Source organism: uncultured Pseudoteredinibacter sp., assembly GCF_947502065.1.
Taxonomy (GTDB): Bacteria; Pseudomonadota; Gammaproteobacteria; order Pseudomonadales; family Cellvibrionaceae; genus Pseudoteredinibacter.
The window spans coordinates 50,249-76,216 of the sequence record NZ_CANMYE010000010.1 but is presented as its reverse complement, the minus strand read 5'-3'; the positions used below and the strand labels follow the sequence as shown (position 1 = coordinate 76,216).

The following is a 25,968-nucleotide window of genomic DNA, read 5'->3' as shown; positions in this document are numbered from 1 at the left end:
GAATATATAATGATTTAGATGCCAAAGTAGTACATCTATATCAATATTTCTATATTTATTGCTAGTTTCTGACCAACTGTGTCACACCAAAATTTTAGCTTCAGCAATGGTACAGTTAATACTGATGGCAATGGGCACCTATAAACTGTACATATCACCCCGCACTAATAACCCAAAGAGATTAAAACAATAAGTCTTTATTCTGAAAAAATACAAAGAAGGGTACGAATAGATCAAAAATTAGACAGAAAAACGGCAGGCGAGAAAGGCCTGCCGATAGGAAAAACTGTGGAAAGCCTTTATCAGCGCTCTCTTAATGCAAGTTGTTTGGTTTTCAAGATGGGCTTAAGGATATAATCAAGCACTGTCTTTTCACCGGTCAAAATATCAACACTGACGGTCATCCCGGGAATAATAGGAAGCGGGGTATCTTCGCTACCCAAAAAGGCCTTTTCGGTTTCCACTTTCACCGTATAAAAGCTCTCACCCTCCTCATCAACAATGGTATCTGGGCTGATATGAGTAACCTTACCTTTGAGGCCACCATGAATAGAGAAGTCATAGGCGGTAAATTTCACAATAGCTTCTTGCCCGGGGTGTAAAAAAGCAATATCAGTCGGTCGAATTTTAGCCTCTACCAGCAAGCTGTCCTCGGTGGGTACAATTTGAAGCAAATCCATACCTGGCTGCACAACACCACCAATAGTATTCACCATGACCTGCTTAATCGTACCAGCAACAGGCGAAACGACTACGGTACGATCAACCCTATCTTCCAAAGCGCCACTACTTTCAGATAGGCGTTGCAACTCAAGGCGAACATCAGCAAGCTCTTTACGGGATTCGTTGCGAAAAGCTAGCTTGGCACCCTGCAGCTTATCTCGTGCCTCCTGTAAACTTGATTCCGCTCTAGGAATGGCTAACTCTGCACCCTTGAGCTCACCGTATAAATCGTTTACCTGGCGCTCAAGCCGCAACAACTCCACCTCAGACATAGCGCCCGAGCCTACCAGGGGTTTACTCATTTGCAGCTCTTTATCCAATAGACGGTAGCTGCGCTGATGCTGATCTCGGCGAGCCTTCAACTCGCTTAGCTCTTGCCGGCGCTGTGCAACTTGTTGAACTAAAACTTGATCTTTCGACTTTTGTTCTTCCTGACGTGATAAGTATAGTGTTCGTGCTCGCGACCACAGCAACTCGCTAACGCCATCCATAGGCTGCTCTGGAAGAGCCTCTCCATCAGCTTCGTAACTCAGGCGCGCGACCTTCGCCTTTAATTGATCTAAAGTCACATCTGCTTCACGAAGCGAAGATGAAAATTGCGTATCGTCTAATCGTAACAAAGGCTCCTGAGCTTTAACGGCTTGCCCTTCACGAACATAAAGTTCAGCGACAATACCACCTTCTTGGTGCTGAACAATTTTCACTTGAGAAGAAGGAATTACCTTACCTTCGCCACGAGTAAACTCATCAACATAAGCCAGAGAGGCCCACACAATAGCAACAATCACAAAAGTACAAATAGCCCAAAGTAATTGTTGGCCACCACGAGGAGATTGTTGCAAAACGGCGGCTGCCGCCGAAGACATATAATCCAAATCCTCTTGGATTAGCTCTTTATCACCTTCAAACCATTTACGTTTTTTGCCACCACTATCTGGCATGGTAGGTATGACAGGGGCTTCGTCACTAGGGGGATCGCTGCGCTCTTGGTTTACATCATGATCCGCAGGTTCACCTTCATTTGAATCAGTATCAGACGATTCAAGGCTAGTCGCGTTTTCAGATGATTCCTGATCGCTTCTTTCTATAGAATGTTCAGGACGGATTTCACTATTCACCTCTAAATCATCATCTATTACAGGCTGTGAGTCAGATTCGGAATTCGTCGACGGCGCCTTAACTCTTACCGAGCTAGCGCTAACATTGACAGCAGGTGCCGCTTTTTTATCGGCACCGTCTTTTGCTTGACTGGGCTTTTGTTCATCCAATTGATTATTGCTCGACACGAATTTGCCCCTTCTTCAATGCATCCAGTACGGACTCTTTTGAGCCATCGGCTATTAACTTGCCATTTTCCAATACGATAATTCTATCTACTAAATCCAATAGCGAAGTTTTGTGCGTTACTAAGATAAGAGTTTTACCTTGAGTGACTCGCATTAAATTTTGTTTTAGCTTTGCTTCAGTACTGTTATCCATTCCAGTAGATGGTTCATCAAGTAGATAAATACTTGGATCCTTAATTAAAGCACGAGCTACACCGATACTCTGCCTTTGCCCGCCCGATAAAAAGGCTCCTCGCTCACCGACAGGACGCTGAAATCCCATTGGGTGTTTATTCACAAAACCGGTTACTCCTGAGAATTCTGCAGCTCTTACGATTTGCTGATCTGTTGCATGTGGCATACCGTAAGCAATATTGTCTTTGACAGAGCCAAAAAACAAAGAAACATCCTGCGGCACATAACCCACACCGTGGCGCAAATCAGCGGGATCGAGCTGCTTAATATCAATGCCGTCAATTAAAACTGAACCACCGGTAGGCTGAAACAGCCCCATCATCAGCTTTTGAACGGTAGATTTTCCTGAGCCCATTCGGCCGATAATGGCCACTCTTTCACGCGGCTTAATATTAAAAGATACACTTTCGATACTCGGGTGTTCCTCACCAGGATAGGCGAAAGAAACCTTATTAAAGCGAACCTCACCGGCAAAATTCGGGCGCTTGATAAAGGTCTTTTCTTCGTCGCGCTCTTGCGCTTTATCTACGATCTTCTCTAGGGAATCCAAAGCAGTCATAGTTTGTTCAAAATTGACCAACAAGCTAGATAGCTGAGACAACGGAGCTAAGGCTCGGCTGGTAAGCATTACACAAGCTATTAACGCCCCCATAGTGAGTTCTTTTTGCGCGATTAAGTAAACACCACTGACAATAACAGCCACAGAGCTCAGCTGAACAACGGTGCCTGCCACAGTGACTGCTGAGTTTGAAAGTAAACGAGATTTCTGCCCCCAAAAGGCCAAATGTCCTACTGACTTCTCCCAAGAGCGCTGTACACGCCCTTCTGCACCTAGACCCTTGACGGTTTCCAAGCTTGCTAAAGCCTCAACCAAGGTAGAGTTTTTCTGCGCTGAAGATTGCATGGTTTCTTCTACCGACTGACGCAACGGCTTTAAAATAAACAATGCGTAACCGATAACAATGGGGATACAAGCCAATGGAACCAATACCAAAGGTCCACCAACATAAAATATGACCAATAAAAACAGCAAGGTGAAAGGAAGGTCTACAAAGGCGGTCACGGTAGACGAGGTTATAAAGCTCCGTACGCTTTCAAAGTCTTTTAGCTGACTGGCGAAAGAACCAACGGACATTGGCTTATCTTCTAATCTAGCACCCAATACCCTTTCAAAGATCATCGCTGACAATAGTACATCAGATTTTTTTCCCGCCACCTCAATAAAATATCCGCGCAGGAGCTTTAACACGAGGTCAAAAAAGTAAACCGTCGCCACGCCAATTGCTAACACCCATAGAGTTTCTACGGCTTCGTTAGGCACGACACGATCGTAGACGTTCATTACAAACAAGGGGTTGGCAATTGCAAAAAGGTTGATAAACAAAGATGCCAAGAGAACATCGCGATAGATACGCCATGATCGACTTAGAACCCCCCAGAACCAGTGCCCCTTTTGCCGAACTTTAATTTCTTGAGTGCGCTCATCATAGCGATGCAAAGGCTTACAAAATATAGAGTATCCACTGTAGCGCTCTTTTAAATCCGCCAGTTCTACAACATTCTTGCCATTACTGTGAGGATCAATGATCTCGGCTTTGCCTTCGGCTACATCGATCTTCGTCAGCACGCAGGCGTCATTATTTTCCAGCAGTAAGACCGTAGGTAGAACTAAAGCGCTAATTTGTTCCAAAGGCCGCTCAAGAACCTTGGCCGATAAGCCGGCTCTTTCAGCCGATCGAATAAACAGTCTGGGAGTGAGTCGCTCTTTAACTAATGGAAGCCCAGCAGTTAGCGAGGTTTCTGAAATCGGCAAATGCTCTATTCTAGCGATGATTAACAAGGATTCTAATAAGGGGTCGCAAAAGCTGGCACTTTCCGCGGGGCCTTCCACTATTTCTTGTATTTCCGTTTGGCTTGTTGCCTGCTCCATTAAGACCCCTTAACTGTGTCTAAAAAGTTGTTCTAATAGGATTGTATACTACTATTGATATAACTAACCTATATTGTAGTCTGCCATTCGAAAAACGAAACCCGCCCTATGCCTTATATTCAACGCGACCTTAATGGCAACATAAGTGCCATTTCTATGAAATCGGGACCGGAGTTCAGCGAGTATTTATCTCCGACTCACCCGCAACTTGTCTCTTTTTTAGACAATTATAAGGATGTCAGCCATTCTTTAGCGGCTCTTGAAGAGTCGGATATGGAATTCGTGCGTATCACTGAGGATCTGGTGAACACCTTGGTGGCCAAGAATGTGATTTTATTTACAGACCTTCCTGAAGCCGTGCAACAAAAGCTTTTGGCCCGAGAAAAGCTGCGTGAGCAGATTCAGGGGGAACGTAATGAAAGCTTTATGGATGATGGTGAAGCTGGGGTTTTCTAAAAATAGAAAGCAAGTCGAAGCAATCTGCGTTATTCACCAACAGCAGAGTTGGCTTCGGCCATGGCGTAGTGAATATGATCACCGTTAAAGCCCTGCGCTTGCAGATATCGATAACGTTTAGATTTATCCTTAATATCCACTGCAGGCCCGGTAAACCGTCCTTGCAAGCTCTCCAAAGCTAAGGCATGCCAATCTATATCACCTTCCAGTAAGGCATTATCAATCGACATAGCTGATAAGCCTTTGTGCTTCATTTCTAGCCGAATTCGCATTGGACCACGACGCTTTGCAATGGCAGCACGCACAAACATGGCGGCATACCGCTGATCATCCAAATAGGATAGCTCTTCAAGCCAATCCAAAACACCGTCAATTAGATTGCTACCGTCATACTGCCTAGCCAATTTGCAATACAGCTCTGCGCGACAAAATTCTCTTCGGCTAATAGCGGCAAGGGCAGAGTTTTTAATCTTAGCTAATAACTCGCTATCACTTGGCACTTGTTCTTTATAAGGTTCTTCACGGTAATCATCTATGGAGACTATTTTTGACATTATTATTCTCCCTTTCACAATGTAGCGATGCTGGAAATTCGAATGCGGGTTGTAACTTGGCCCGAATGGGCATAAGCCCCCGAAGCAACGGGGGCCACACATGTTGAGAGATAAGTTTACGCTTGCTCAGCTTCTTCGCCAGGCTCTTCTGCGGACTCGCCATTGCCCAATAGCTCGGCTCGAACTCGACCCTCGATCTCTTGAGCCATTGCGGTGTTCTCATGCAAGAACTTCACAACATTATTTTTTCCTTGGCCAATCTTGTCGCCGTTATAGCTGTACCAGGCACCTGCTTTATCGATAAAACCAAGTTTTACGCCGAAATCAATAACTTCACCCAAGCGATTAATACCCTCACCGTATAGAATCTGGAATTCAGTCTGCTTGAACGGCGGCGCGACCTTGTTTTTCACAACTTTCACGCGAGTTTCGCTACCAATAACCTCGTCACCATCTTTTACGGCACCAATACGGCGAATATCTAAACGAACAGAGGAATAAAACTTCAAAGCGTTACCGCCGGTAGTAGTTTCTGGGTTACCGAACATAACGCCAATCTTCATACGAATCTGGTTAATAAAGATCGCCAAACAGTTAGCATTCTTAATATTACCGGTAATCTTGCGAAGCGCCTGCGACATTAAGCGGGCTTGCAAACCAACATGGTGGTCACCCATCTCACCCTCAATTTCGGCTTTTGGCGTTAGCGCTGCAACAGAATCAACAACTAGAACATCAACAGCACCAGAACGTACTAACATATCAGCCACTTCTAAGGCTTGCTCACCTGTGTCCGGCTGGGAAACAATCAAGTCATCAACATTAACACCCAGCTTTTCAGCATAAATTGGGTCTAGGGCGTGTTCGGCATCGATAAAAGCACAGGTGCCACCTTGCTTTTGGGCCTCGGCAATTGCTTGCAAGGTTAATGTGGTTTTACCTGAAGATTCCGGACCATAAATTTCAACAATACGACCTTTTGGCAGACCGCCAATACCCAAGGCAACATCAAGACCTAAAGAGCCAGTGGAAACCGCAGGAATTTTAACCTGCTCTTTATCGCCCATCCGCATAACGGTGCCTTTACCGAACTGACGTTCAATCTGGCCAAGGGCGGCTTGCAATGCCTTTTCTTTGTTCTGATCCATGGGACACCTCGTCGTATTGGCGTATAGCCTTATATATTGTCTAGATTTACAGGCCTCAACGGGCCGTTATTTAGGCGCATTAGGCCTGTAACTGCATAGACTCATCAATTCATCCGGCGATGACAATGAGCCATTAGCTGCGATTCGGAAAGAAGCATAATTTAAAAACACTGTATACGCAACCAGTACTTGGTATTTATACAGTACTTTTTTTAAAGAATAGGATTTTAGCGCAACTAGCTCACCGGAAAGTTAGGCCAAAAGCGATAGCTCTAAGGCCTGCTGTAGAGACTTATTTATGGCCTGATCACGCACAGCTGTGCGGTTTCCACTAAATAAATAGCACTCACTCTGACAGTGAATTACGCCCTCTTCGCACCAAGCCCAAGCTAGCCATACAGTCCCTACGGGTTTCTCTGCACTGCCACCGCCAGGCCCAGCTATACCGCTGCTAGACAATGCAATATCAGCTTTAGCCGCCTTTAGCGCTCCGAGCGCCATTGCTTCCACAACTTCTCGACTGACTGCCCCATGCTGTTCAATCAGTTCAGCAGGCACCCCCAGCAATTGGCTTTTGGCCTCATTGGCGTAGGTGATAAAGCCAAATTCAAAGTAGGAAGAGCTACCTGCGACATCTGTTAGCGCACTGGCAATACCACCACCAGTGCACGATTCTGCAGAGCTAATACGGAGTTTTTGAGCCAACAGGGCGTCAGCTAAAGGTTGGGCGTATTGCGACATTATCAAGCAGGTTCCTGAGGGAAAGGACCACACACCAGGGCTCGCTCAACAGCAGGTACTAGTTCGGCCAAACCTTTGTGAAGTGCTTCGCTGCCCAATAAGACATCAGCTATTTGCCCAGAATATCGGATAGCCGTCTCACGCATCATCCCCATCATTGGCCAACCCCATAGAGAAGATACGGTCACACCATCACGAACAAAATGTGGATCCGTTAAAAAAGTACAAGATTCTACCGCCTCGACAGGGCTGCGGTTGGTTGGACTGCCACCAACCAAGTCAATCACCACGGAGCCATCTGGGATCAACTCCTTTAAATGGCTATTGCTGACTAAGAAGTTTACACCTCTTAAGTGCGGTGGCTGCTCAGCGCCATTAACCACGAGATCGATATCTTTTAACCAATAATCGATGCGACCTTTACTGGTATGGGTACGCCCCAAAACATGAACCGTTTTTACGCCTTGCTCATGTAGCTCATGTATCGCGCCCTGCCCCACATTGCCATAACCAAGCACAGCAACTTTTGCTTCTTTTATATCTAGTTCAGGCTTGTTTTGCGCTAATAGTTTTAAACCATAGCGCGCACCGGCCATGCCGGTTTCGTGCAGACATTGAATACGACGCAAACCAAATTCTCTTGGAGGATGACTCTGACGGTATTGTGCAACCGCCGTATCACCCATTTCAGCTTCATATTGCGCCAAATCCAACACGCTTTCACCTGCTTTTTGTAAGCTGGCAATTAAACCTTGGCGCTGTAATGTGCGACTATCGTATACATAAAGGCTATTACTGCGACTCAGTTCTAAATCTGCGGTAGCGATATTGGCATTTAAAAGTTGTAAAGAGCGGGGGTCACGATTGCCCGCCCGGCGAATAGCAGCTGCCAAGTGCTCAGTCCAGCCTAAAACCTTCACATTAAGCGAGCCAATAGAGTTGTCTGCCATATAAGGACTTAGGGCCTTATTCATCGCTGTACGGCCAATAATGGAAGCATCCGACTGCCGCTTAGGGGATTCTAGAATCTCCTCCATAGCAATTACATTGATACGTTGATCTTCCAAAAGTTGAGCTCGATCAGGGTAAGAATGAAAATGCGCCATGCAAAACAAAGTAGTTCCAGGGCGCATGGTTTTAATGGAATCTAACGATGGCCCCTTAAACTTGATGATCAGGTCTTTCTCGCAATAGATCTCTTCAGCACCCTGCATCACAGCCCCAGCATCAAGGTATTCTTGATCACTAAAGCCTACGCCATCACCCGCCCCATACTCGACATACACTTTGCAGCCATTGCTGACTAATTGAGCAACATCAGTGGGGATTAACGCTACACGCTTTTCTAAACCACCGGGGTTTTCTGGAGATTCAATTTCCTTAACCAAAGCTATGGTTTGAAAGGCTGGAAACTGAGTTGACATGGGACATCCCTCTAAAGCAAAAGAGGGAGAATAACAGGCCGGCAAAGGGCTGCAAGCGCTTTATTGGCTAAGAGCAGGAATCACCCAGATCGATCAATTATCACCCAGAGGAAGACTGGGTAGTAATAAGCTAAAACAACTGCCCCGCCCCTCTTCAGAACTGAGAGTTAATTCTCCGTGTAATGTACTGTTCATCAGCTCGCGAACAATGCCTAGCCCTAAGCCACTGCCCCCACGCTCTTTAGCCGTCGTAAAGTACTGTTCAAAAACCTGTTGTTGTAAGTCCTCTGACATACCTCGCCCATTATCTCGAAGCTCTATGCTTAGCTCCCCCCTTTCTGGGTTAACCGCTATTGCTCTAAGGTTTATGACTAAGGGCGTTCCAGGAATTCGAGCATGCTGTATGGCATTCATAATTAAGTTGCTGAGCACTTGAGTTAATGCGCCTGGGCAACTCTGCAACCGTAAAGAATCATCACAATCAAAGCTTAGCTCTGCCTCTGCTTGTTTCAATACCAATGCAAAGCTCATCTGCAACTGCTTAAAATACGGCGCCAACTCGATCACACGCACCGTCTCCTGTGCTTGATCGATTGCTACTTGCTTAAAACTGTCCATCAAAGCACTTGCGCGCTGAGTATTAGATTGCAAGATTTTCGCGGATTCGGAAACTAGATCAAAAAAGGCTTCAAGACTTTCCTGTGTCATTTTGCCGGACTGGTATTCGCTTTTTATATTTTCGACCTTAAGCTGAAGGTGAGACGAAGCGGTCACCGCAATGCCAATCGGAGTCTTCACCTCATGGCCAACCGTCGCCAACAAGCGCGCCAACTCTTCAGCTTTTTGTTCAGCAATATTCAAACGGGTCAAAAGTTGAGAATCCGATTCTGTACTCATTAATGTACCAGCAAAGTTCAACTAAAACGCAAAGGACAAACTCTTCAGAAAAACAATCAGTTGCTTATTCTTATCATTCTCTAATAGGCCCAAAAGATAAACAAGCATAAAAAGTGTGGGAAAAACAATATTTTATTGCTTAGGTAAGCAGTTTTAAGCTGCATAATCCTATCAATGTATATTTGGCCCAGCTTCAAAGAGTCGTTATTTTAGCTTAGCTGAGAATTCAGCCAAGAAACCAAGATATGTCTCTTTTACCCGCGAAAAAGGGGAATTTCTGACAATTTACTCAGATACTGCCCCTTAGCTATTCACAAAACAGGCAAAGGTGTTTTATATTTAGTAAAAATAGGTACTAATACCTATACCGATCTGAGGCGTTAATAATCGAGCAGAAGGTCAAAAGTCAGTCTAATAACACGATAAAGCGATGTCCTATGAATAAACCCGTGCTGAACTCTATTGCAGAAGTCCTAGCTTATGAGCAGACCGCAATCGAAGAGCGATTCGATTTAAATACTAATGTGTACAAGGCTCTGTTAAAGAAGGCTGCCGAACACCCAGAAAGAGAGGCTTTTGTATACCTGCCCGATATTGAGACGCCCACAACACAATGCTCTGTGAGCTATGGTGACTTCGCAAAACAGCTCAATCAAACGGCACACTTTTATCAGTCTTTAGGCCTTCAAAGTGATGAATCCGTAGTCTTATTGCTTCCCCTTTTGGCAGACAGCCAAGCTGCGCTGTGGGCGGCCGAAGCAGCTGGTCGCGCATGCTCGATTAATGGTTTTCTGGAAGCCCATCACATCGCCAATATTATTAAAGCCAGCAAAGCACGAATCGTTGTCTGCCCTGGCCCTAGTTACCAAGATGGCATTTGGGAAAAGATAGAGTCTATTCGGCCCGAGCTTAGCGACGATATCGTATTTGTCACTCTAGGTGATGACAAAGGCGATTATCAATACCCACAAGCCATTGCCAACATGCCGACTAACCCGATTGAGCGTAATATTGCGCCTCAAGATATTGCGGCGTATTTTCATACAGGTGGTACAACAGGCGAACCCAAACTCGCCATGCACAGCCATTTTAATCACCTTGCACAGGCCTATACCGTCGATACCTTACTAGCAAACGGGCGCGAGCACAGTCGTGTTGCCTTAGGTATGCCCATTTTTCATGTATTAGGTGCACTTATTGTTAGCCTGCGCAACCTTCTTGTGGGCAATACGATTTGTATGTTCCATCACATGGGCTTTCGTCATAAAAAAGCGACAGAGAATTTCTGGCAGATTATCGAGGCCATGAAAATCAATGACGTCAATGCTGTCCCCACCATTTATTCGGCCTTAGTCGATCTACCTGTAGGCGACAGAGATATTAGCAGTTTGCAACGCATGTACACCGGCGCATCGCCTGGCTCTTTAGATCAGTCGTTAAAAATCAAAGAGATGTGCGGCCAAATGCCCCTCAATGGTTTTGGCATGACCGAAATGTGCGGCGTTGTATCCTGCTATCCCAACCAAGACATCGTCGATGGCTATGCTGCTGGTTTAAAAGTGCCTTATATGGAAGTGAAAACCATCGAAGTAGACGATGAATATAATTACTTACGCGACTGCGATGACGGTGAGTCCGGGCTATTAGTATTTGCAGGCCCCACCGTCATGCAAGGCTACTTAAATCAAAGCCATAACAGCACTACCTTTATCAAAAACATGCCTGACGGAAAAAAATGGCTTAATTCTGGAGATCTTGGCCATGTCGATAGCAAGGGGCTATTTTGGATCAATGGGCGAGCCAAAGATCTAATTATTCGCGGCGGCCATAATATCGACCCGATCATCATTGAGGATGCCCTTTATACCCACGATTCTGTCGAAACCGCCGCTGCGGTTGCTCAGCCTGATGCTTATACCATCGAAATGCCAGCCGCTTATGTTTGCTTAAAGCCCGGCCACAGCGCAAGCGTAGAAGAACTTCTTGAGCACGCCCAAAAGAACATTCCTGAGCGAGCAGCCATCCCTAAAAACATTCACATAATTAACGAAATGCCAGTAACGGCCGTAGGTAAAATATTCAAGCCCGCATTAATGTGCCACTCAATTGAGCATGTTTATCAACATCAAATCCAGCTGTTATTTGAAAAGGAAAATGTTAGCGATATCAGCGCTGAAGTTAAAGCATATTGTGATAAAAACAAGGGCACCTATGCAGAGCTAAATGTTCAATGCAAGGAAACTGAGCAAGCGAGAGCCGAATCTTTGATACGCAAGGCTTTAAATAAACAACCTATTTCCTATACGATTTTATTCGCACAATAAGCTGGGAGCTAAGATGAAAAGAGCAGTACTAATCAGTAGCTTGCTGGCGGGCCTAAGCGCAAGCAATGCTCATGCGGCAACGTTATTTCATGGTGGATCTATTATCACCATGGACAACAATAAAGCCGAAGCCGTAATAAGCGACGCCGGTAAAATCCAATACGTAGGTCCACTAATTGGCGCAAAGGCTTGGTGTAAGCAACAACAGTGCACAAATTACGATTTGAAAGGTCGCAGCTTGCTTCCTGGTTTTATTGATGCTCATGGCCATTACAGCATCACTCTGGATTATCTATTCTATAAAAATGTCGCCTCACCGCCGGTAGGAGCAATCAATACGATCGATGAACTTGTCAACGAACTGGCCGAAACACCTGCTCGCAAAAGTTGGATCTTAGGTGCCGGCTATGACGATTCATTGCTGGCAGCTCAACGCCACCCTACCCGCTGGGACCTAGATAGAGTTTCCAAAGATCAACCAGTGTTTATTAAGCACGTCTCTGGTCATCTTGGAGTTTGTAACAGCAAGTGCTTGGAAATCGCCGGCATTACAAAAGACAGCAAAGACCCAGAAGGCGGTCATATCCAAAGGGATAAAAAAAGCGGTTTACCTAATGGGGTGATCGAAGAAAAAGCGCTCGACTTTGTTTATAAAAAACTACCTAAACCCAGTAAATCTGAACAGCTCAAAAAACTGGCTCAACTTGATCAATATTATGCACAATACGGATTAACGACGATTCAAGATGGCGCAGCTAATCCCGCCGGAATTGATCTTCTTCGCGAAGCCGATGCCAAAGGGCTGCTCTCTTTAGATGTTATCGCCTACCCATATGATAACTGGACAGACTTAAGTCTTAAGCAATACCAACCTGGTAGAACTCCCGAGGACAAGCGCTTTCGCATAGCCGGTGTAAAAATGGTTTTGGATGGTTCCCCTCAAGGTAAAACTGCCTGGCTCAGTCACCCCTACCACGAGCCGCCTGCTAATCAAGACAGTGATTATCGCGGCTATGCCACCCAAAACGATGCTGAGGTAAAGGCGCGTTTAAAAAGTTACTATGACAAAGGCTGGCAAGTCATCTTGCATGCCAATGGCGATGCCGCAGCTGAGCAGATGCTCGACACCATTGCTGCATTAAAAGAACAAGGCAGCCACCAGCCTGATAGCGTCATGATACACGCACAAACCGTACGCGACGATCAGCTCAAACGCATGCCAGAGCTTGCTGTGATCCCTTCATTCTTTGTTGCACATACATTTTATTGGGGCGATTGGCATCGCGACTCAGTACTCGGGAAAACACGGGCAAAACGCATTAGTCCACTGCAATCTGCAAGTTCAGTGGGTATTGCTTATACCATTCACAATGACACACCTATTGTGCCTCCGGATATGCCACTTTTACTGTGGACCGCCACCCAACGACAAACGCGTAGCGGTAAGACTCTAGGCAAAGATCAACAAGCCAGCACTTACCAAGCATTGCAAGCCATTACCATTAATGCGGCCAAACAACACAGAGAGGCATCCTACAAAGGTACGATCACAGTCGGAAAACTCGCAGACCTCGTGATTTTGGACCGTAACCCTCTCAATGTTTCAAGCCTTGCGCTAAAAGATCTTAAAGTTCTAGAAACCTTTAAAGAAGGTCGCAGCGTATACCGTCGCTAAGCCCTCAAAATTGACGCAAAGCAAGCAAGACATTTGCTTGCTTTGTGCCATTTTCGCTATAAAACTACTCCCAATGTAAAAATAAGTAATAACCCTTATTTTTCCTTGACAGCTTGAGAGCTGTCTGAAAAACTGCATCATACTTAATAAGTATTTTTACTCACTGATAAAAAAAATAAGCGGAGAGAACACCATGTCACTTAAGACCTCCCCAAGTGCTCTATTCACAGCGATTTGCCTTAGTACTAGCCTTAGCTCAGCGGCTCTAGCCCAAGGTACTTTGGAAGAAGTTGTGGTTACAGCCCAAAAACGAGAAACCAATCTGCAAGAAACCCCGATTTCCGTAGCTGCATTTGATGCCGAAGCGCTATCGAAAGGCAATATTAGTGAAATCGGCGAAATCGCTCAGCGCGCGCCAGGTTTAGCAATGGGCCAATTTAACGCCGGTCAGCCACAAATTTACATTCGTGGCATCGGCTCAAATGAAGAAGGCCCAGGTGGAGATTCTTCCGTCGTTGTCTATGTAGATGACGTCTATATGGGCCGCGCCTCAGGCGCTAGCATGGAGCTGTTCGATCTAGAGCGTGTAGAAGTGTTGCGTGGACCTCAAGGTACACTATTTGGCAAGAACGCCTCAGGTGGCGCGATTAATATCGTTACCAAAATGCCTAGCGACGAGTTTACCGCCAAGGTGCGCGCCGGTGTGGGTAACCTAAGCCAGCGCAGCATAGATGCCTACATAAGTGGACCACTAAGCGATAGCGTGGCAGCCAGCTTTTCTATTTCTGATATAGAGCGTGACGGACATATCGAAAACGTCGTCACAGGTAACGATCTTTCCAATAAAAACACCACCGCTGTTCGCGGCCGATTACGCTGGGATATCAACGATCAAGCCAATATCGTATTTTCGGCTGACTACTCCAATGACTTTGGTAATGGTGTAGGCCGTAAGCCACGCGGTTTAACCACTACTCGCCTAGCCGATACCTCACCGTTTGACCAAACCGTTGGTGACCATTACAAAGTTGCCATCGATGAAGACGGCAAACAAGATCGCGAACTTTGGGGCGGTAGCGTACGCTTTAACTGGAGCAATGACGACGTAGACTTCCTTTCGATCTCCTCATATCGCAACAACAACTGGGCGGAAGATACTGAGATCGTCGGCGCGCAAAATATTCCTGAAGCGCTACTGGTTTTATTTAATGATGTCGTTGAAGACGGTGATCAGTTCAGTCAAGAATTCCGCATTTCAGGCTCTACCGAAAATATCAATCACTGGGTAATTGGCGCATTCTATTCTAATGAGCAAACCAATCGCGTCGAAGAATTCCAGGTTAGACGTCTACCTGTTGATTACACCGAAGTAGAAGCTGATGTAACCAGCTACGCTATATTTGGTGAGCTGAACTACCAACTTCAAGACAACCTAGACCTAACCTTAGGTGCTCGTTTTTCTCGTGATGAGAAGGATATTCGCGCTATTGGCCGCGGCATTATTTTGGTCAATGAAAACTTTGATGTTACCGCTGGCGACAGCTGGTCGGAACCGACCTACAAGGCTGTACTGTCTTACCATGTGAATGACTCCGCGATGATCTATGGTTCTGTTGCTACAGGCTATAAGAGTGGCGGCTACCAAGGTCAGCCAGACAGCCCACAAATCGCCACCACAGCGTTTAATCCTGAAAAAGCTTTGTCTTATGAAGTGGGCGTAAAAGCCGATTTACTGGATGACACCTTGCGAGCCAACGTATCCATCTTCCATTCGGGTTTTGAAGATTACCAAGAGTTATTAACCCTAGACGTTGATGGCTTACCAGTATCCGTTACCCAGAACGCCGCTGAAGTTACTTCGAAGGGCATCGAGTTTGATCTAACCTGGATTCCAGTCGAGAACCTTACTTTGACTGCCAGCGGGGCTTATATCGAATCGACTTATGATGACTACATTCAAGATAGCAGCGTAATCGGTAACTATACGCGTAACGCTCCTAAGAAATCCTACACCTTAGCGGCCGCTTATGAAGTGCCATTAGGCGATGTATCGAGCTTAGAGTTCCGCGCTGATTATCGACATAAAGACGAAGCGTTCCAAGATCCACAAAATACAGCTTATGCTTCAATCCCAGCTTATGACTTAATTGACGGAAGTGTTATCTACAATGTTGACGATAGCTTGAGCTTCACACTATGGGGTAAAAACTTGGCCGACGAAGAGTACCTAGTGCATTCATTCGCTTTTGGTAGCATTCTCACTGCGCCTTCCATTAGCGGTATGCCACGCACCTATGGTTTATCGGTCACTAAAAACTTTTAATCGTTAGTCCTCGCATCCTGTATGCAACTGGGCGTATCGCGGCGCCCACTTTTAGGCGCCCTATGGGGCGCTTTTTTTGTTTTCGCGTTGCAAGTCTATGCCCCGAGAATCAAATAAAACTGGCAATCCCAATAACCGACAAGGTCGCGATAATAGGAATAACTACAGTGATTACCGCAATATCTTTGTATACCTGTTTATGGTTCAAGCCGGTAATGGTCAACATAGCCACCACAGCACCGCTATGAGGCAGAGAATCTAATCCACCACTGGCCATAGCTGCCAAACGGTGCAAGGTGCCTGCATCAAAGCCCATCGCTAAGAAATGTGGCGCCATGGTTTCCATAAATATCTGCAAGCCTCCTGAAGCCGATCCCACAATTCCCGACATCAAACTGATCGAGAAAAACATCGATAGCATTGGCGGCAATGAGGAATTAAGCATTAACTCAGAGAACTGATTAAAACCTACCGTGCTAGTAACCACGCCACCAAAGCCAATGACTGCCGCGGTATTAATCAGCGGCATAATGGAGTCTTCAGCGCCAGCACCTAGCAACTGCAAAGATCTGTTACGAACATTGGAAAACAGCAAGAGCGTTACTACACTCCCCACTGCAAGGGATATGCTTGGCCATAGTACCGCTTGCTTGCTGGCAAATTTCAGCCATTGAGCAAACAGGGTTTCACCTTGTAAGAGATCTTGACCCGCCAAGCTTAAGCAGAGTCTTGGCGATACAATCAAGCCCAGTACCACCACCATCGGAATTAAGGCTTTTTGCCAAGAAGCCGAAACCAATGCTCCGCTAGCCTGTATTTGTTTATCGCGCTCATTTGGCTCGAAAACTTCTCCCTTGCTTTGGGCAATTACCCTTTCACGCTCTAGGTACCACATCCCTAAAGCGAACATCATTAGGCCACCCAGAAGACCATAGATAGCACCCGCATAAAGATCCGTACCCAGTGCTAGCGATGGGATAACATTGTGAATTGAGGGTGTGCCTGGCAGGGCCGTCAGAGTGAAGGTACCACTTCCCAGTGCTAAAGCAGCACAAAATAATCGCTTGGGAAGATTAGACTCTTCCAGAAGCTTCAACCCTAAGGGGTACATAGTGAATATCACTACAAAGACCACCACACCACCGTAGGTTAGCAAAGCACAAGCTAAGACGGTGATCCACAAAGCTCTTTGCGCCCCCAGCCAGCGACTTAAACTCAATGCAATCGCCGAGGCGGCGCCACTCTCGCCCATGACTCGGCCAAACATCGCGCCACAAGCAAATAGCAAAAAGAATTTGCCAGCAAAGGTAAAAGCGCCCAATTTTCCGAGCGGATAAAAGACCGTAAAACTTTCTGCAATGGAAAGCTGATTACTCAGCACCACCATTAGAGAGCAGATGAGTGAAGCCAAAATAATATTCACTCCACGCAGTGCTAAATAAATGAGTAAAGCCACACTGGCGATTAAACCGATATAGGCGAGCATAAGAACATCCTGCTTATGGTGAGTTTGCTATGATCGAATTGGCAAAGGAATATTGCCCCAGTGAATGATCAAGATCTGTATACTTTACGCCACTGCTAGAAATGACAATTTCTATTCAGAAATCGCTTTTATCACTTTGTAGAAAAAACCTCCCAAGATGAGCAAGCCACTATTATCGAGGATATAGATAGCTACCAGCTAAAGCGTTTTATAACAAACTCGCAGCCTGTAGCTGCTCATGAACCTGGCTTAGCTCAACCGCGTTTTTCACTTCCATTTTCTTTAGTACACGCAAGCGATGAATCTCCAGGGTGCGCACACTAATAGCAAGATCCTCAGCCATTTCCTTGTTGGATTTTCCCTGCACGATTAACTTGTAAACGTCACGTTCACGGCCGCTTAAACTATGCCAAAGTGCATTGTACTGTGACTTCTTCTTAAGGAATTTCTCTTCCTGCCGTGCAATCTTCAGCGCTCGCTTTATCTTTTTAATCAGCTCTTCACCATTAAATGGTTTCTCAATAAAATCTAAAGCACCATTTTGCATAGCTTTTACAGCCAGCGGCACATCACCATGTCCTGTTAAAATAATAACCGGTAAGGCCAACTGCTTCTGCTGCAGCTTAGCCTGAAGATCTAAACCACTTATGCCACCCATTCTGATATCCAGTAGCAAGCAGCCTGTACCGCCATCATAGCTTTCTAAGAACTCTTCAGCGCTGGCAAACTCTTGGCTTGGGATATCTACGCCATTTAACAACCAAACCAAAGACTCTCTAAACCCTTTATCATCATCAACAATATAGGCATTTGTCGCCATGAGATTAAACCTTCTCTTCCTGTAGTATTTGTTTCTGCTGTGACGGCACAGCTTGTTTGGGTAAGGTTAAGTACAAGGCTGCTCCGGGCAGGCCATCAGCTCGAGACTCCATCCAAACTTGTCCTGAATTTGCCTCTGCGATTGATTTACACATAGATAAACCAATCCCCAAACCTTGATCCTTAGAGGAGTAATAAGCCTCAAAAACTTGCTCTGTATTGGGTAGCGGTGCTCGACAATTGTCGATCACTGATAAGCGCCAAGAATCACCATCTTCAAGCACTGAGATTGAAAGATTTTTGACCTTCTGTGTGGACTCTTCCAAGCTCTCCCCTGCATTGATTACCAAGTTAGTCAGCAATTGTTCTATCTGAACCTTATCGGCCCGCACCCAAGCCTGCGCAGCATAGTCCTCAAATAACTCAATATTACGCTGCTCAAGCTCTGGGTTTAATACCTGCATCAAATTCTGGCAAACCTCACCCAAGTTAAAATTTACATCTTGGTAAGAAGTCTTATTCACCAAACTGCGCACCCGCCGAATGACATTTGCTGCACGCTCTGCCTGTGTCGATATCGCTTGCAAGGCTTGCTCAGACACCTGCTCTTTTTGAGCATCTTTCTTATTTAAACGAGTTAAGGCACCATGGCAAAAATTAATAATTGCCGCTATCGGCTGATTTAGCTCATGGGCGATACTGGCGCCTAACTCACTAGCCGACATCAGGCGCTGAAACTTAAGCAGCTTTTTACGATGCCCCATAACCTCAGCTTCAGCGCGGCGCTGCTCGCTAACATCTCGAGCAATCATGGAAAAATAGTTTCCATCAATATGATCATGAAAAATAAGTTCGTGGATCAATACCTGCTGGTAACCATCAAACCAACTAAAACCTATCTGCCCTTTCCAGTGCCCCTCCGCTCGTGCCACATCGACAGCTCGACGAAAGGCCTGTCGATCCATACCCGGCAATAGATCGTAAAGCATTCCCACCTCACCACAATCGGCAATGTCAAAATAATGCATAGCCGAACGATTGGCGTAACTTAACTTATAATCGGGAGAGAAAAATAAGATTAAATCCGAGGATGATTCAACCACTTTAACTAAGCGCTGATTTAGCTGCTCCGTACGTACCTGTTGAGAGACATCGCGAGTGACACATAACAGGCCTTGAATTTCCCCGCTTTGTTTATCGCGTATGGCTCGGCGAGCGCATTCTACGTAAATATAATGCCCGTTTTTATGGCGCATGCGAAAACGCATCGGCATATTCGCCTGTACCGGGCCGCGCTGATCACAGTTCTTTAAACACAGCTCAACATCATCTGGGTGCCAGAAATCAAAAGTACTCAGCCCAAGCATTTCCTCTTTGCTATAGCCCAACACTTCGGTCACAGCCGGGTTAACGCTGGTATGTATCCAATCGTCCCAGGTGTGGGTAGATATCATGTCTCGAGAGTATTTAGCGGCAAGCTGGTACTGCTCCAACTCGCTCAGTACCACATTAGCTGAGTGGCTAGTATTCATACATTAATCCACGCGCATTTTGTTTATTGCCTGTTCAAAAATGGTTGATTTAAGGACAGTAATTTATACGTAATTGCACCTAGTGCAACAGTATCACGAGGAGCTTCTTTCAGCCAGTCAGCAGAATCACGTGATAGTAAAGGCTTAAGTGGAGATACTATAGGAAGCTGAGGCCTAAGAGGTATAAAGAGTGGTACAAAGAAAAATCGAAGCAATACTAGTAGGAGGGTGTTAGGGGCTAACTCAGGCAATGAATCAGCGAGAGTCTAAAAACCAATAGCTATGCCGCTTCAATAAGAACTGAAGCGGCCCGCTAAATTGAGGCTAAAATAGCTACGATTTCAGAGCTAATCGAAAGCCTCACTCCATTAGGAATTTGCGGCGATAATATCCCGTAAGACCATCGGCAAAATACCTTTGTGGCGAATTTGATCCAGCTCCGATGAGGTATCAACACGGGAGCTTAATTCCAGCTCTTGGGTTGAACCATCCGCTCTGCGAATGGTGAGCGAGACTGTTCCTCTAGGCTCTAAGGAATCAATACCGTTTAAATCGAAGGTTTCTGAGCCATCGAGATTCAAGGAAGCTCTAGTCACGCCCTCTGGAAGCTGCAGTGGTAAAACGCCCATTCCAACGAGGTTAGATTTATGAATTCGTTCAAAACTCTCGGCAATTATCGCTTTCACTCCAAGTAAGGCAGGACCTTTTGCGGCCCAATCACGAGAAGAGCCAGTACCATATAACTTACCGCCAAAAACCACGGTTGCCGTGCCTTGTTCACGATAGCGCGCAGCGGAATCGTAAATAGACATCTCTGTGGCTTCTTGACCAACAGAAAAGTGCTTTGTTACCGCACCCGTTGTACCTGGCAGCATTAGATTTCTAGCTTTCACATTGCCGAAAATACTGCGCAACATTACGTGGTGATTACCTCGACGCGCACCCAGTGAGGTCAAATCCTCTTCAGCGACACCTTGCGACATTAAGTATTCACCAGGAGGTGAATCGGCACGTATACGACTTACTGGAGAAATATGATCTGTCGTGGTGTTGTCATCACACATAACCAACATACGCGCCGCAGAAATATTGCTAAGCGCATCTTTCGGCGCCTCTAAAGAAAAGCCATCAAAGAAAGAGATTTCTTGGATGTAAGTCGAATCAGCAGCCCAGTCATACACCGGGCCCGTAGGTGATTCTAAGTTCTGCCAAGTTGCCGGGCCATCTAGGGAATTCTCGTAAGTTTCTCTAAAGGCTTTCGGGTCCATACACTCCAGCATGGTCTGCGCAATTTCTGCATTGGACGGCCAGATATCCTTGAGGAATACATCATCGCCCTTGGCATTTTTGCCAAGTGGCTGGCTACTCACATCAATGTTTACATTGCCAACCAACGCCATTGCCACCACCAAGGGAGGTGACATTAAAAAGTTCGCATCAACATCTGGGTGAACACGCCCCTCAAAGTTACGGTTACCCGATAGTACAGATGCGGCAATAATATCGTGCTTTTGCAAAGCCTCTTCAATACTTGGTGCCAAGGGCCCAGAGTTACCCACACAAGTCGTACAACCGTAGCCTGCGGTATTAAAGCCAAGGGCATCTAAATGCTCTTGCAATCCAGCCTTACTTAAAAAATCCGTCGCCACTGGCGACCCTGGAGCCAAGGATGTTTTTACCCCGTCGGGCACTTTCATACCGAGCTCATTGGCTTTTTTAGCGAGTAAGCCGGCAGCAATAAGAAGGCTAGGGTTTGACGTGTTGGTGCAAGCGGTAATTGCCGCAATTACGATATCGCCATCTTGCAATTTGCGCTCAGGAAGCGCCGTTAAAATACCCGCATCATCTGCCTTCATTGGCGTAACCGTTGCCACTTCAGGCGTGCGCTCAGTTTGTGCGGCTGTTTTTGTAAATACTTTTCCAATGTCAGCAAGCGACAATCTATCTTGGGGTTTTTTCGGCCCAGCGACAGAGGGCTCAACCGTCGACAAATCCAGTTGTAAAAGATAGGTGTATTTGGGTAGCGCCTGGCCTGGCTTCCAGACCATATTCTGTTCTCGATAAAAGGCCAGCGGAAATTCGCTATCACGACCGGTTGCTTCTAGGTATTGTGCGGAGATTTCATCGAAAGGGAAAAAGCCCATTGTCGCACCGTATTCTGGGGACATATTGGCAATTGTCGCACGATCAGGCAATGAAAGGTTGGCGCTCCCTTCTCCGATATATTCAACAAATTTACCAACCACACCGCCAGGATAATTCCTGAGCATTTCAGTAATGGTCAACACCAAATCAGTGGCGGTTACACCTTCTCTTAGCGCGCCAGTCAGCTCAACACCGACCACCTCTGGGGCCAACATTTGCATCGGCTGTCCAAGCATTGAAGCGCCCGCTTCAATGCCACCTACTCCCCAACCTACAATCCCCAAAGCGTTTGCCATAGGTGTATGGCTGTCCATGCCGATTAAGGTATCAGGCACAGTTAAGCCGTTAATGTTTAAATACCCTTGTGCCAAATATTCCAAATTTACTTGATGCACGATACCAGTTTGAGGAGGAATAATTCGAATGGTCTGAAAAGCTTGTGCACCCCACTTTAAAAATCCATAACGCTCTTTATTGCGCTCGGCTTCCAGCTCGCCATTAATTCTCAATGAAGCAGGGCTGCCGGTATTATCCATCGTTACCGTGTGATCGATAACAAGATCAGCACGCACTAAAGGCTCGATAATCGCTGGATCCAGCCCCATGCGCTGTACAGCCGAACGCATCGCCGCAAAATCGACAATAGCGGGCGTACCACTTAAGTCATGCATAATGACACGGCCAGCAGCGAAAGGGATTTCGACGGGCTTTTTGCCCTGATGCTCCGGCCAAGCTCCAAGAGCTTGCAGCTGCTCTGCAGTTACGCCATTTTGACCCACGTTCCGGGCAATGCCTTCCAAGATAGGGCGCAGCGAGAATGGTAATTCATCAAGATTGATCCCGAATAACTCCGCAGTAGCTGGCAAGCTATGGTAGCGGTGTTCGGTGCCTGGAATAGTTCTTATGGAATTGGATGGATCGAAATCTATGGGGCTAATCATAATTTATATCTTTCGCACAGAGGACATGGGTATATCAACAATCTTTTTGCAAGAGGCATTAATAAGCTAAGACTCTAATCAAGCTTGGGGCTTATCAGCCGCCAATACGTCTATCTGGGAGGCCTCTTCAATTCGGGTGCGGCTATCGTGAATTCATGTGATATCACAACACCACCATAAATTGTCGACAATCTTAACTTCAAAACCTACCAAATCAAGCCATTTAGTGTTTTTAGGTTAAAACTGTAAACAATCCTGAGCTTTCAAACAGATTTCAGTGTGTTTTTTAAGCAAGCACCAGAACTGACACTAATCAGCTACTTGACGCGACTCAGAGCACTGTCTGCAAGCTCGTCCCTGCTTTATTGATAGTGGTTTAGGTGCACATTTGTTATGCTGCGCGGCTAATAATTTACTGTCTTTCTTAGCCCTTCGCACTACGTACTGCGCGCAAATAGAACCCGCTCTGAAAAACATAAACGATTGATTTAAATAGACTAAAAGCTGTTTTAATGACCAAAAGTACCGCTAAAGCTTCTGCTTCAAAAACCGCCCACACCCCGATGATGCAACAGTACTTAAAAATTAAGGCTGAGCATCCCAATGAGCTAGTGTTTTATCGCATGGGTGATTTCTATGAGTTGTTTTATGACGACGCCAAAAAAGCAGCTCGCTTATTAGATGTGACTTTGACGGCTAGAGGAAAATCCGGTGGCGAGCCCATCCCTATGGCTGGGATTCCTTTTCACGCAGCAGATAACTACTTAGCCAAGATTGTGCGAGCCGGCGAATCGGTCGCTATCTGTGAGCAGGTTGGCGATCCGGCGACCAGCAAAGGGCCGGTTGAACGCAAAGTCATGCGTATTGTCACCCCTGGTACCATTAGCGATGAAGCGCTTTTGGATGGCAGCCAGGACAACCTACTCGTTGCAATTCACGCTGAAGCTAATGAAGAGCGCAGCGCATTTAACTATGGCATCGCCGCACTGGATATAGGCGCTGGTCGCTTTTGGGTGCTACAAGTTGAAGGCGATGACGCCTTACAAGGTGAGATACAGCGCCTAAACCCCGCAGAGCTCCTAGTTGCTGAAGAACTAGCCGATAGCCCGCTTTGGGCCCAGCGCCCGGGTTTACGCCGTCGCGCGCCCTGGGAGTTCGAGCTGGAAACCGCCGAGCGTCTATTAAATCAGCAGTTTGAGACTAAAGATTTAAGCGGTTTCGGTTGTAGCCACCTACCCTTGGCCATTGCCGCAGCGGGTTGTCTCTTCGCTTACGCCCAGGAAACCCAGCGTATCGCCCTACCTCATATACGATCTATTCGAGCGGAAGATCGCGACCAGGCCGTAGCCATGGACGCCTCTACCCGGAAAAACCTCGAACTCGATTGCAATCTTAATGGTGAACAAGACAACACCCTTTATGAGGTGCTGAATCAAACTGGCACCGCCATGGGTGGCCGATTACTGCGTCGCTGGCTGCACCGTCCGCTGCGCGATCTAGAAACTCTCGAGCAACGCCAAGAAGTGATTGCCCAGTTGCAAGAGGGCTATCGCTACGAACTCTTACAGCAGCAATTAAAAAATATTGGTGATTTAGAGCGAATCCTCGGCCGTGTAGCGTTACGCTCTGCTCGCCCAAGAGACCTGTCTCGTCTACTCAGCTCTCTGGCTTGCTACCCGCAAGTTCAACAGCAACTCAATGAATTAAATGCTCCTAGAATTAAAGTGCTGGGCAATCAAATTGCCGAGTTTCCTGAGTTAGTTACGCTATTAGATAAAGCTGTGGTTGAAAACCCACCGGTTGTTATTCGCGATGGTGGCGTGATTGCCGAAGGCTACGACGCTGAGCTCGATGAGTTACGCAATATCAGCAATAACGCCGGGCAATTCCTAATCGATCTTGAAACTCAAGAACGCGAACGCACCGGCATCGCCACGTTAAAAGTTGGCTACAATCGCGTGCATGGTTATTTTATTGAAATTTCAAAAGCACAAGCCGAAGCGGCACCGGCTGAATACATTCGTCGCCAAACACTAAAAAATGCTGAGCGCTTTATTACTCCGGAATTAAAAGAGTTTGAAGATAAAGCACTGTCAGCGAAATCGCGCGCACTAACGCGTGAAAAAGCGCTTTATGAAGAGCTTGTAGAAATTGTTAATAAAGATCTTCTGCCACTGCAGGATTCAGCCGCTGCTGTTGCTGAGCTGGATGTGCTGAATAATCTAGCCGAACGCGCCGATCAACTGAGCTTGGTGCGCCCACAGTTGCGCACTGAAAACGGTATCAACATTGAACAAGGTCGCCACCCGGTTGTAGAACAAGTGCTCGATGGCCCCTTCGTGCCAAACGATGTGAATTTTCATCAAGACCGCCGCATGCTAATCGTTACCGGCCCAAATATGGGCGGTAAATCGACTTATATGCGACAAACTGCATTGATTGTTTTGCTCGCTCAGATAGGTAGTTTTGTGCCCGCCCAGGCAGCTACCATATGTTTAGTCGATAAGATTTTTACCCGTATTGGCTCCTCCGATGATTTGGCCGGTGGCCGCTCTACCTTTATGGTAGAAATGACAGAAACCGCCAACATCCTACACAATGCTACCGAACACAGCTTAGTGTTAATGGATGAAATCGGCCGGGGCACATCCACTTTTGATGGATTGTCGCTAGCTTGGGCTTGCGCTCAACATTTAGCAAATTCTGTGCGCGCATTTACTTTATTTGCGACCCACTATTTCGAGGTCACTCAGCTGCCCGAAACCGCAAGCAGTGTTGCCAATGTGCATTTATCGGCAACCGAGCATAACGACAATATTATTTTCCTTCACAATATTGAAGAAGGCCCCGCCAGTCAGAGTTATGGTATTCAAGTTGCCAAACTGGCCGGTATTCCCGCCGCCGTATTGTCTGAGGCGAAATCTCAGCTCGCCGCATTGGAGGCTGACGCTAACCATCAATTGCAAAGCCAGGGCACAGCTTCCGTTATTGATTCGAGCACGTCTGCTACAAATGAAGTGGAACCTAGCTCAGCGGCTAAACCAGCCACAGCAAGTGACGATCCCATGCAATCAGATATGTTTGCTAGCAATCACGCCGCAGTAGATGCCTTGGGAGATATAGACCCTGATAACTTGACGCCTCGCGAAGCCTTGGACGCCTTGTATCGATTAAAAAACATGTTATAAAGTGTTCAAAGTAAGCTATTAAATCTAAGTGATTCTTAGTACGCAAAAAAATGCCTTGTTCTGAATCAACTAGATCAAATGTGTCTATAATTAGACCGAATTGAACCAACAAAGCGCGACAAAATACTGCTAAAATGCGCGC

General features: G+C 46.3%; 16 protein-coding genes. 5 read left to right on the top strand and 11 right to left on the bottom strand.

Translation table 11 applies throughout. The annotated features are described in order from the left end of the window. Nucleotides 1-302: 302 nt before the first annotated feature. On the bottom strand, nucleotides 303-2,009 hold the full coding sequence (locus tag Q1A41_RS18050; RefSeq protein WP_299981854.1) for an HlyD family type I secretion periplasmic adaptor subunit: 1,707 nt from the start codon (nucleotides 2,007-2,009) through the stop codon (nucleotides 303-305). Beyond that, on the bottom strand, nucleotides 1,996-4,173 hold the full coding sequence (locus tag Q1A41_RS18045) for a type I secretion system permease/ATPase (protein ID WP_299981852.1): 2,178 nt from the start codon (nucleotides 4,171-4,173) through the stop codon (nucleotides 1,996-1,998). The genes Q1A41_RS18050 and Q1A41_RS18045 overlap by 14 nt, the downstream gene beginning before the upstream one ends. 156 nt (nucleotides 4,174-4,329) lie before the next feature. On the opposite strand from Q1A41_RS18045, the gene Q1A41_RS18040 reads away from it, so the two are divergent. Then, nucleotides 4,330-4,629: a hypothetical protein gene (locus tag Q1A41_RS18040; protein ID WP_299981850.1), complete on the top strand. Its 300-nt coding sequence runs from the start codon at nucleotides 4,330-4,332 to the stop codon at nucleotides 4,627-4,629. A 29-nt stretch (nucleotides 4,630-4,658) separates the two neighbouring features. Here the strand turns inward: Q1A41_RS18040 and Q1A41_RS18035 are convergent, their stop codons facing one another. The 5 genes from Q1A41_RS18035 to Q1A41_RS18015 form a co-directional block, all read right to left on the bottom strand. After that, nucleotides 4,659-5,183 (bottom strand): regulatory protein RecX, encoded by a 525-nt coding sequence (locus tag Q1A41_RS18035; protein WP_299981848.1) that lies wholly within the window; start codon nucleotides 5,181-5,183, stop codon nucleotides 4,659-4,661. A 116-nt stretch (nucleotides 5,184-5,299) separates the two neighbouring features. Beyond that, nucleotides 5,300-6,331, bottom strand: a complete 1,032-nt coding sequence (gene recA, locus Q1A41_RS18030) for a recombinase RecA (RefSeq protein ID WP_299981846.1) — start codon at nucleotides 6,329-6,331, stop codon at nucleotides 5,300-5,302. Between the two features lie 252 nt (nucleotides 6,332-6,583). Continuing rightward, nucleotides 6,584-7,072, bottom strand: coding sequence for a CinA family protein (locus Q1A41_RS18025; RefSeq protein WP_299981844.1), 489 nt, complete (start codon nucleotides 7,070-7,072; stop codon nucleotides 6,584-6,586). Nucleotides 7,073-7,074: 2 nt separating this feature from the next. Next, nucleotides 7,075-8,496, bottom strand: coding sequence for an alanine dehydrogenase (locus Q1A41_RS18020; protein ID WP_299981842.1), 1,422 nt, complete (start codon nucleotides 8,494-8,496; stop codon nucleotides 7,075-7,077). Between the two features lie 93 nt (nucleotides 8,497-8,589). Continuing rightward, complete coding sequence (locus Q1A41_RS18015; protein ID WP_299981840.1) at nucleotides 8,590-9,393, bottom strand: HAMP domain-containing sensor histidine kinase; 804 nt, start codon at nucleotides 9,391-9,393, stop codon at nucleotides 8,590-8,592. A gap of 437 nt (nucleotides 9,394-9,830) precedes the next feature. On the opposite strand from Q1A41_RS18015, the gene Q1A41_RS18010 reads away from it, so the two are divergent. The 3 genes from Q1A41_RS18010 to Q1A41_RS18000 all read left to right on the top strand — a co-directional run bounded on the left by Q1A41_RS18010 (nucleotide 9,831) and on the right by Q1A41_RS18000 (nucleotide 15,715). Next, nucleotides 9,831-11,717, top strand: coding sequence for an AMP-binding protein (locus Q1A41_RS18010; RefSeq protein WP_299981837.1), 1,887 nt, complete (start codon nucleotides 9,831-9,833; stop codon nucleotides 11,715-11,717). A gap of 13 nt (nucleotides 11,718-11,730) precedes the next feature. Beyond that, entirely contained in the window at nucleotides 11,731-13,392 is a 1,662-nt protein-coding gene (locus Q1A41_RS18005; protein ID WP_299981832.1) for an amidohydrolase, read from the top strand. 193 nt (nucleotides 13,393-13,585) lie between these two features. Next, entirely contained in the window at nucleotides 13,586-15,715 is a 2,130-nt protein-coding gene (locus tag Q1A41_RS18000; RefSeq protein ID WP_299981829.1) for a TonB-dependent receptor, read from the top strand. A gap of 109 nt (nucleotides 15,716-15,824) precedes the next feature. Here Q1A41_RS18000 and Q1A41_RS17995 read toward each other — a convergent pair whose 3' ends face one another. The 4 genes from Q1A41_RS17995 to acnA all read right to left on the bottom strand — a co-directional run bounded on the left by Q1A41_RS17995 (nucleotide 15,825) and on the right by acnA (nucleotide 22,638). Beyond that, nucleotides 15,825-17,201, bottom strand: coding sequence for a GntP family permease (locus Q1A41_RS17995; RefSeq protein WP_299981826.1), 1,377 nt, complete (start codon nucleotides 17,199-17,201; stop codon nucleotides 15,825-15,827). Between the two features lie 208 nt (nucleotides 17,202-17,409). Then, nucleotides 17,410-18,021, bottom strand: a complete 612-nt coding sequence (locus Q1A41_RS17990; RefSeq protein ID WP_299981823.1) for a response regulator — start codon at nucleotides 18,019-18,021, stop codon at nucleotides 17,410-17,412. A gap of 4 nt (nucleotides 18,022-18,025) precedes the next feature. Continuing rightward, complete coding sequence (locus Q1A41_RS17985; protein ID WP_299981820.1) at nucleotides 18,026-19,552, bottom strand: PAS domain S-box protein; 1,527 nt, start codon at nucleotides 19,550-19,552, stop codon at nucleotides 18,026-18,028. Between the two features lie 368 nt (nucleotides 19,553-19,920). After that, nucleotides 19,921-22,638, bottom strand: a complete 2,718-nt coding sequence (gene acnA, locus Q1A41_RS17980) for an aconitate hydratase AcnA (RefSeq protein WP_299981817.1) — start codon at nucleotides 22,636-22,638, stop codon at nucleotides 19,921-19,923. A 512-nt stretch (nucleotides 22,639-23,150) separates the two neighbouring features. Here acnA and mutS point away from each other — a divergent pair. After that, complete coding sequence (gene mutS / locus Q1A41_RS17975) at nucleotides 23,151-25,826, top strand: DNA mismatch repair protein MutS (RefSeq protein WP_299981814.1); 2,676 nt, start codon at nucleotides 23,151-23,153, stop codon at nucleotides 25,824-25,826. Nucleotides 25,827-25,968 lie beyond the last annotated feature (142 nt).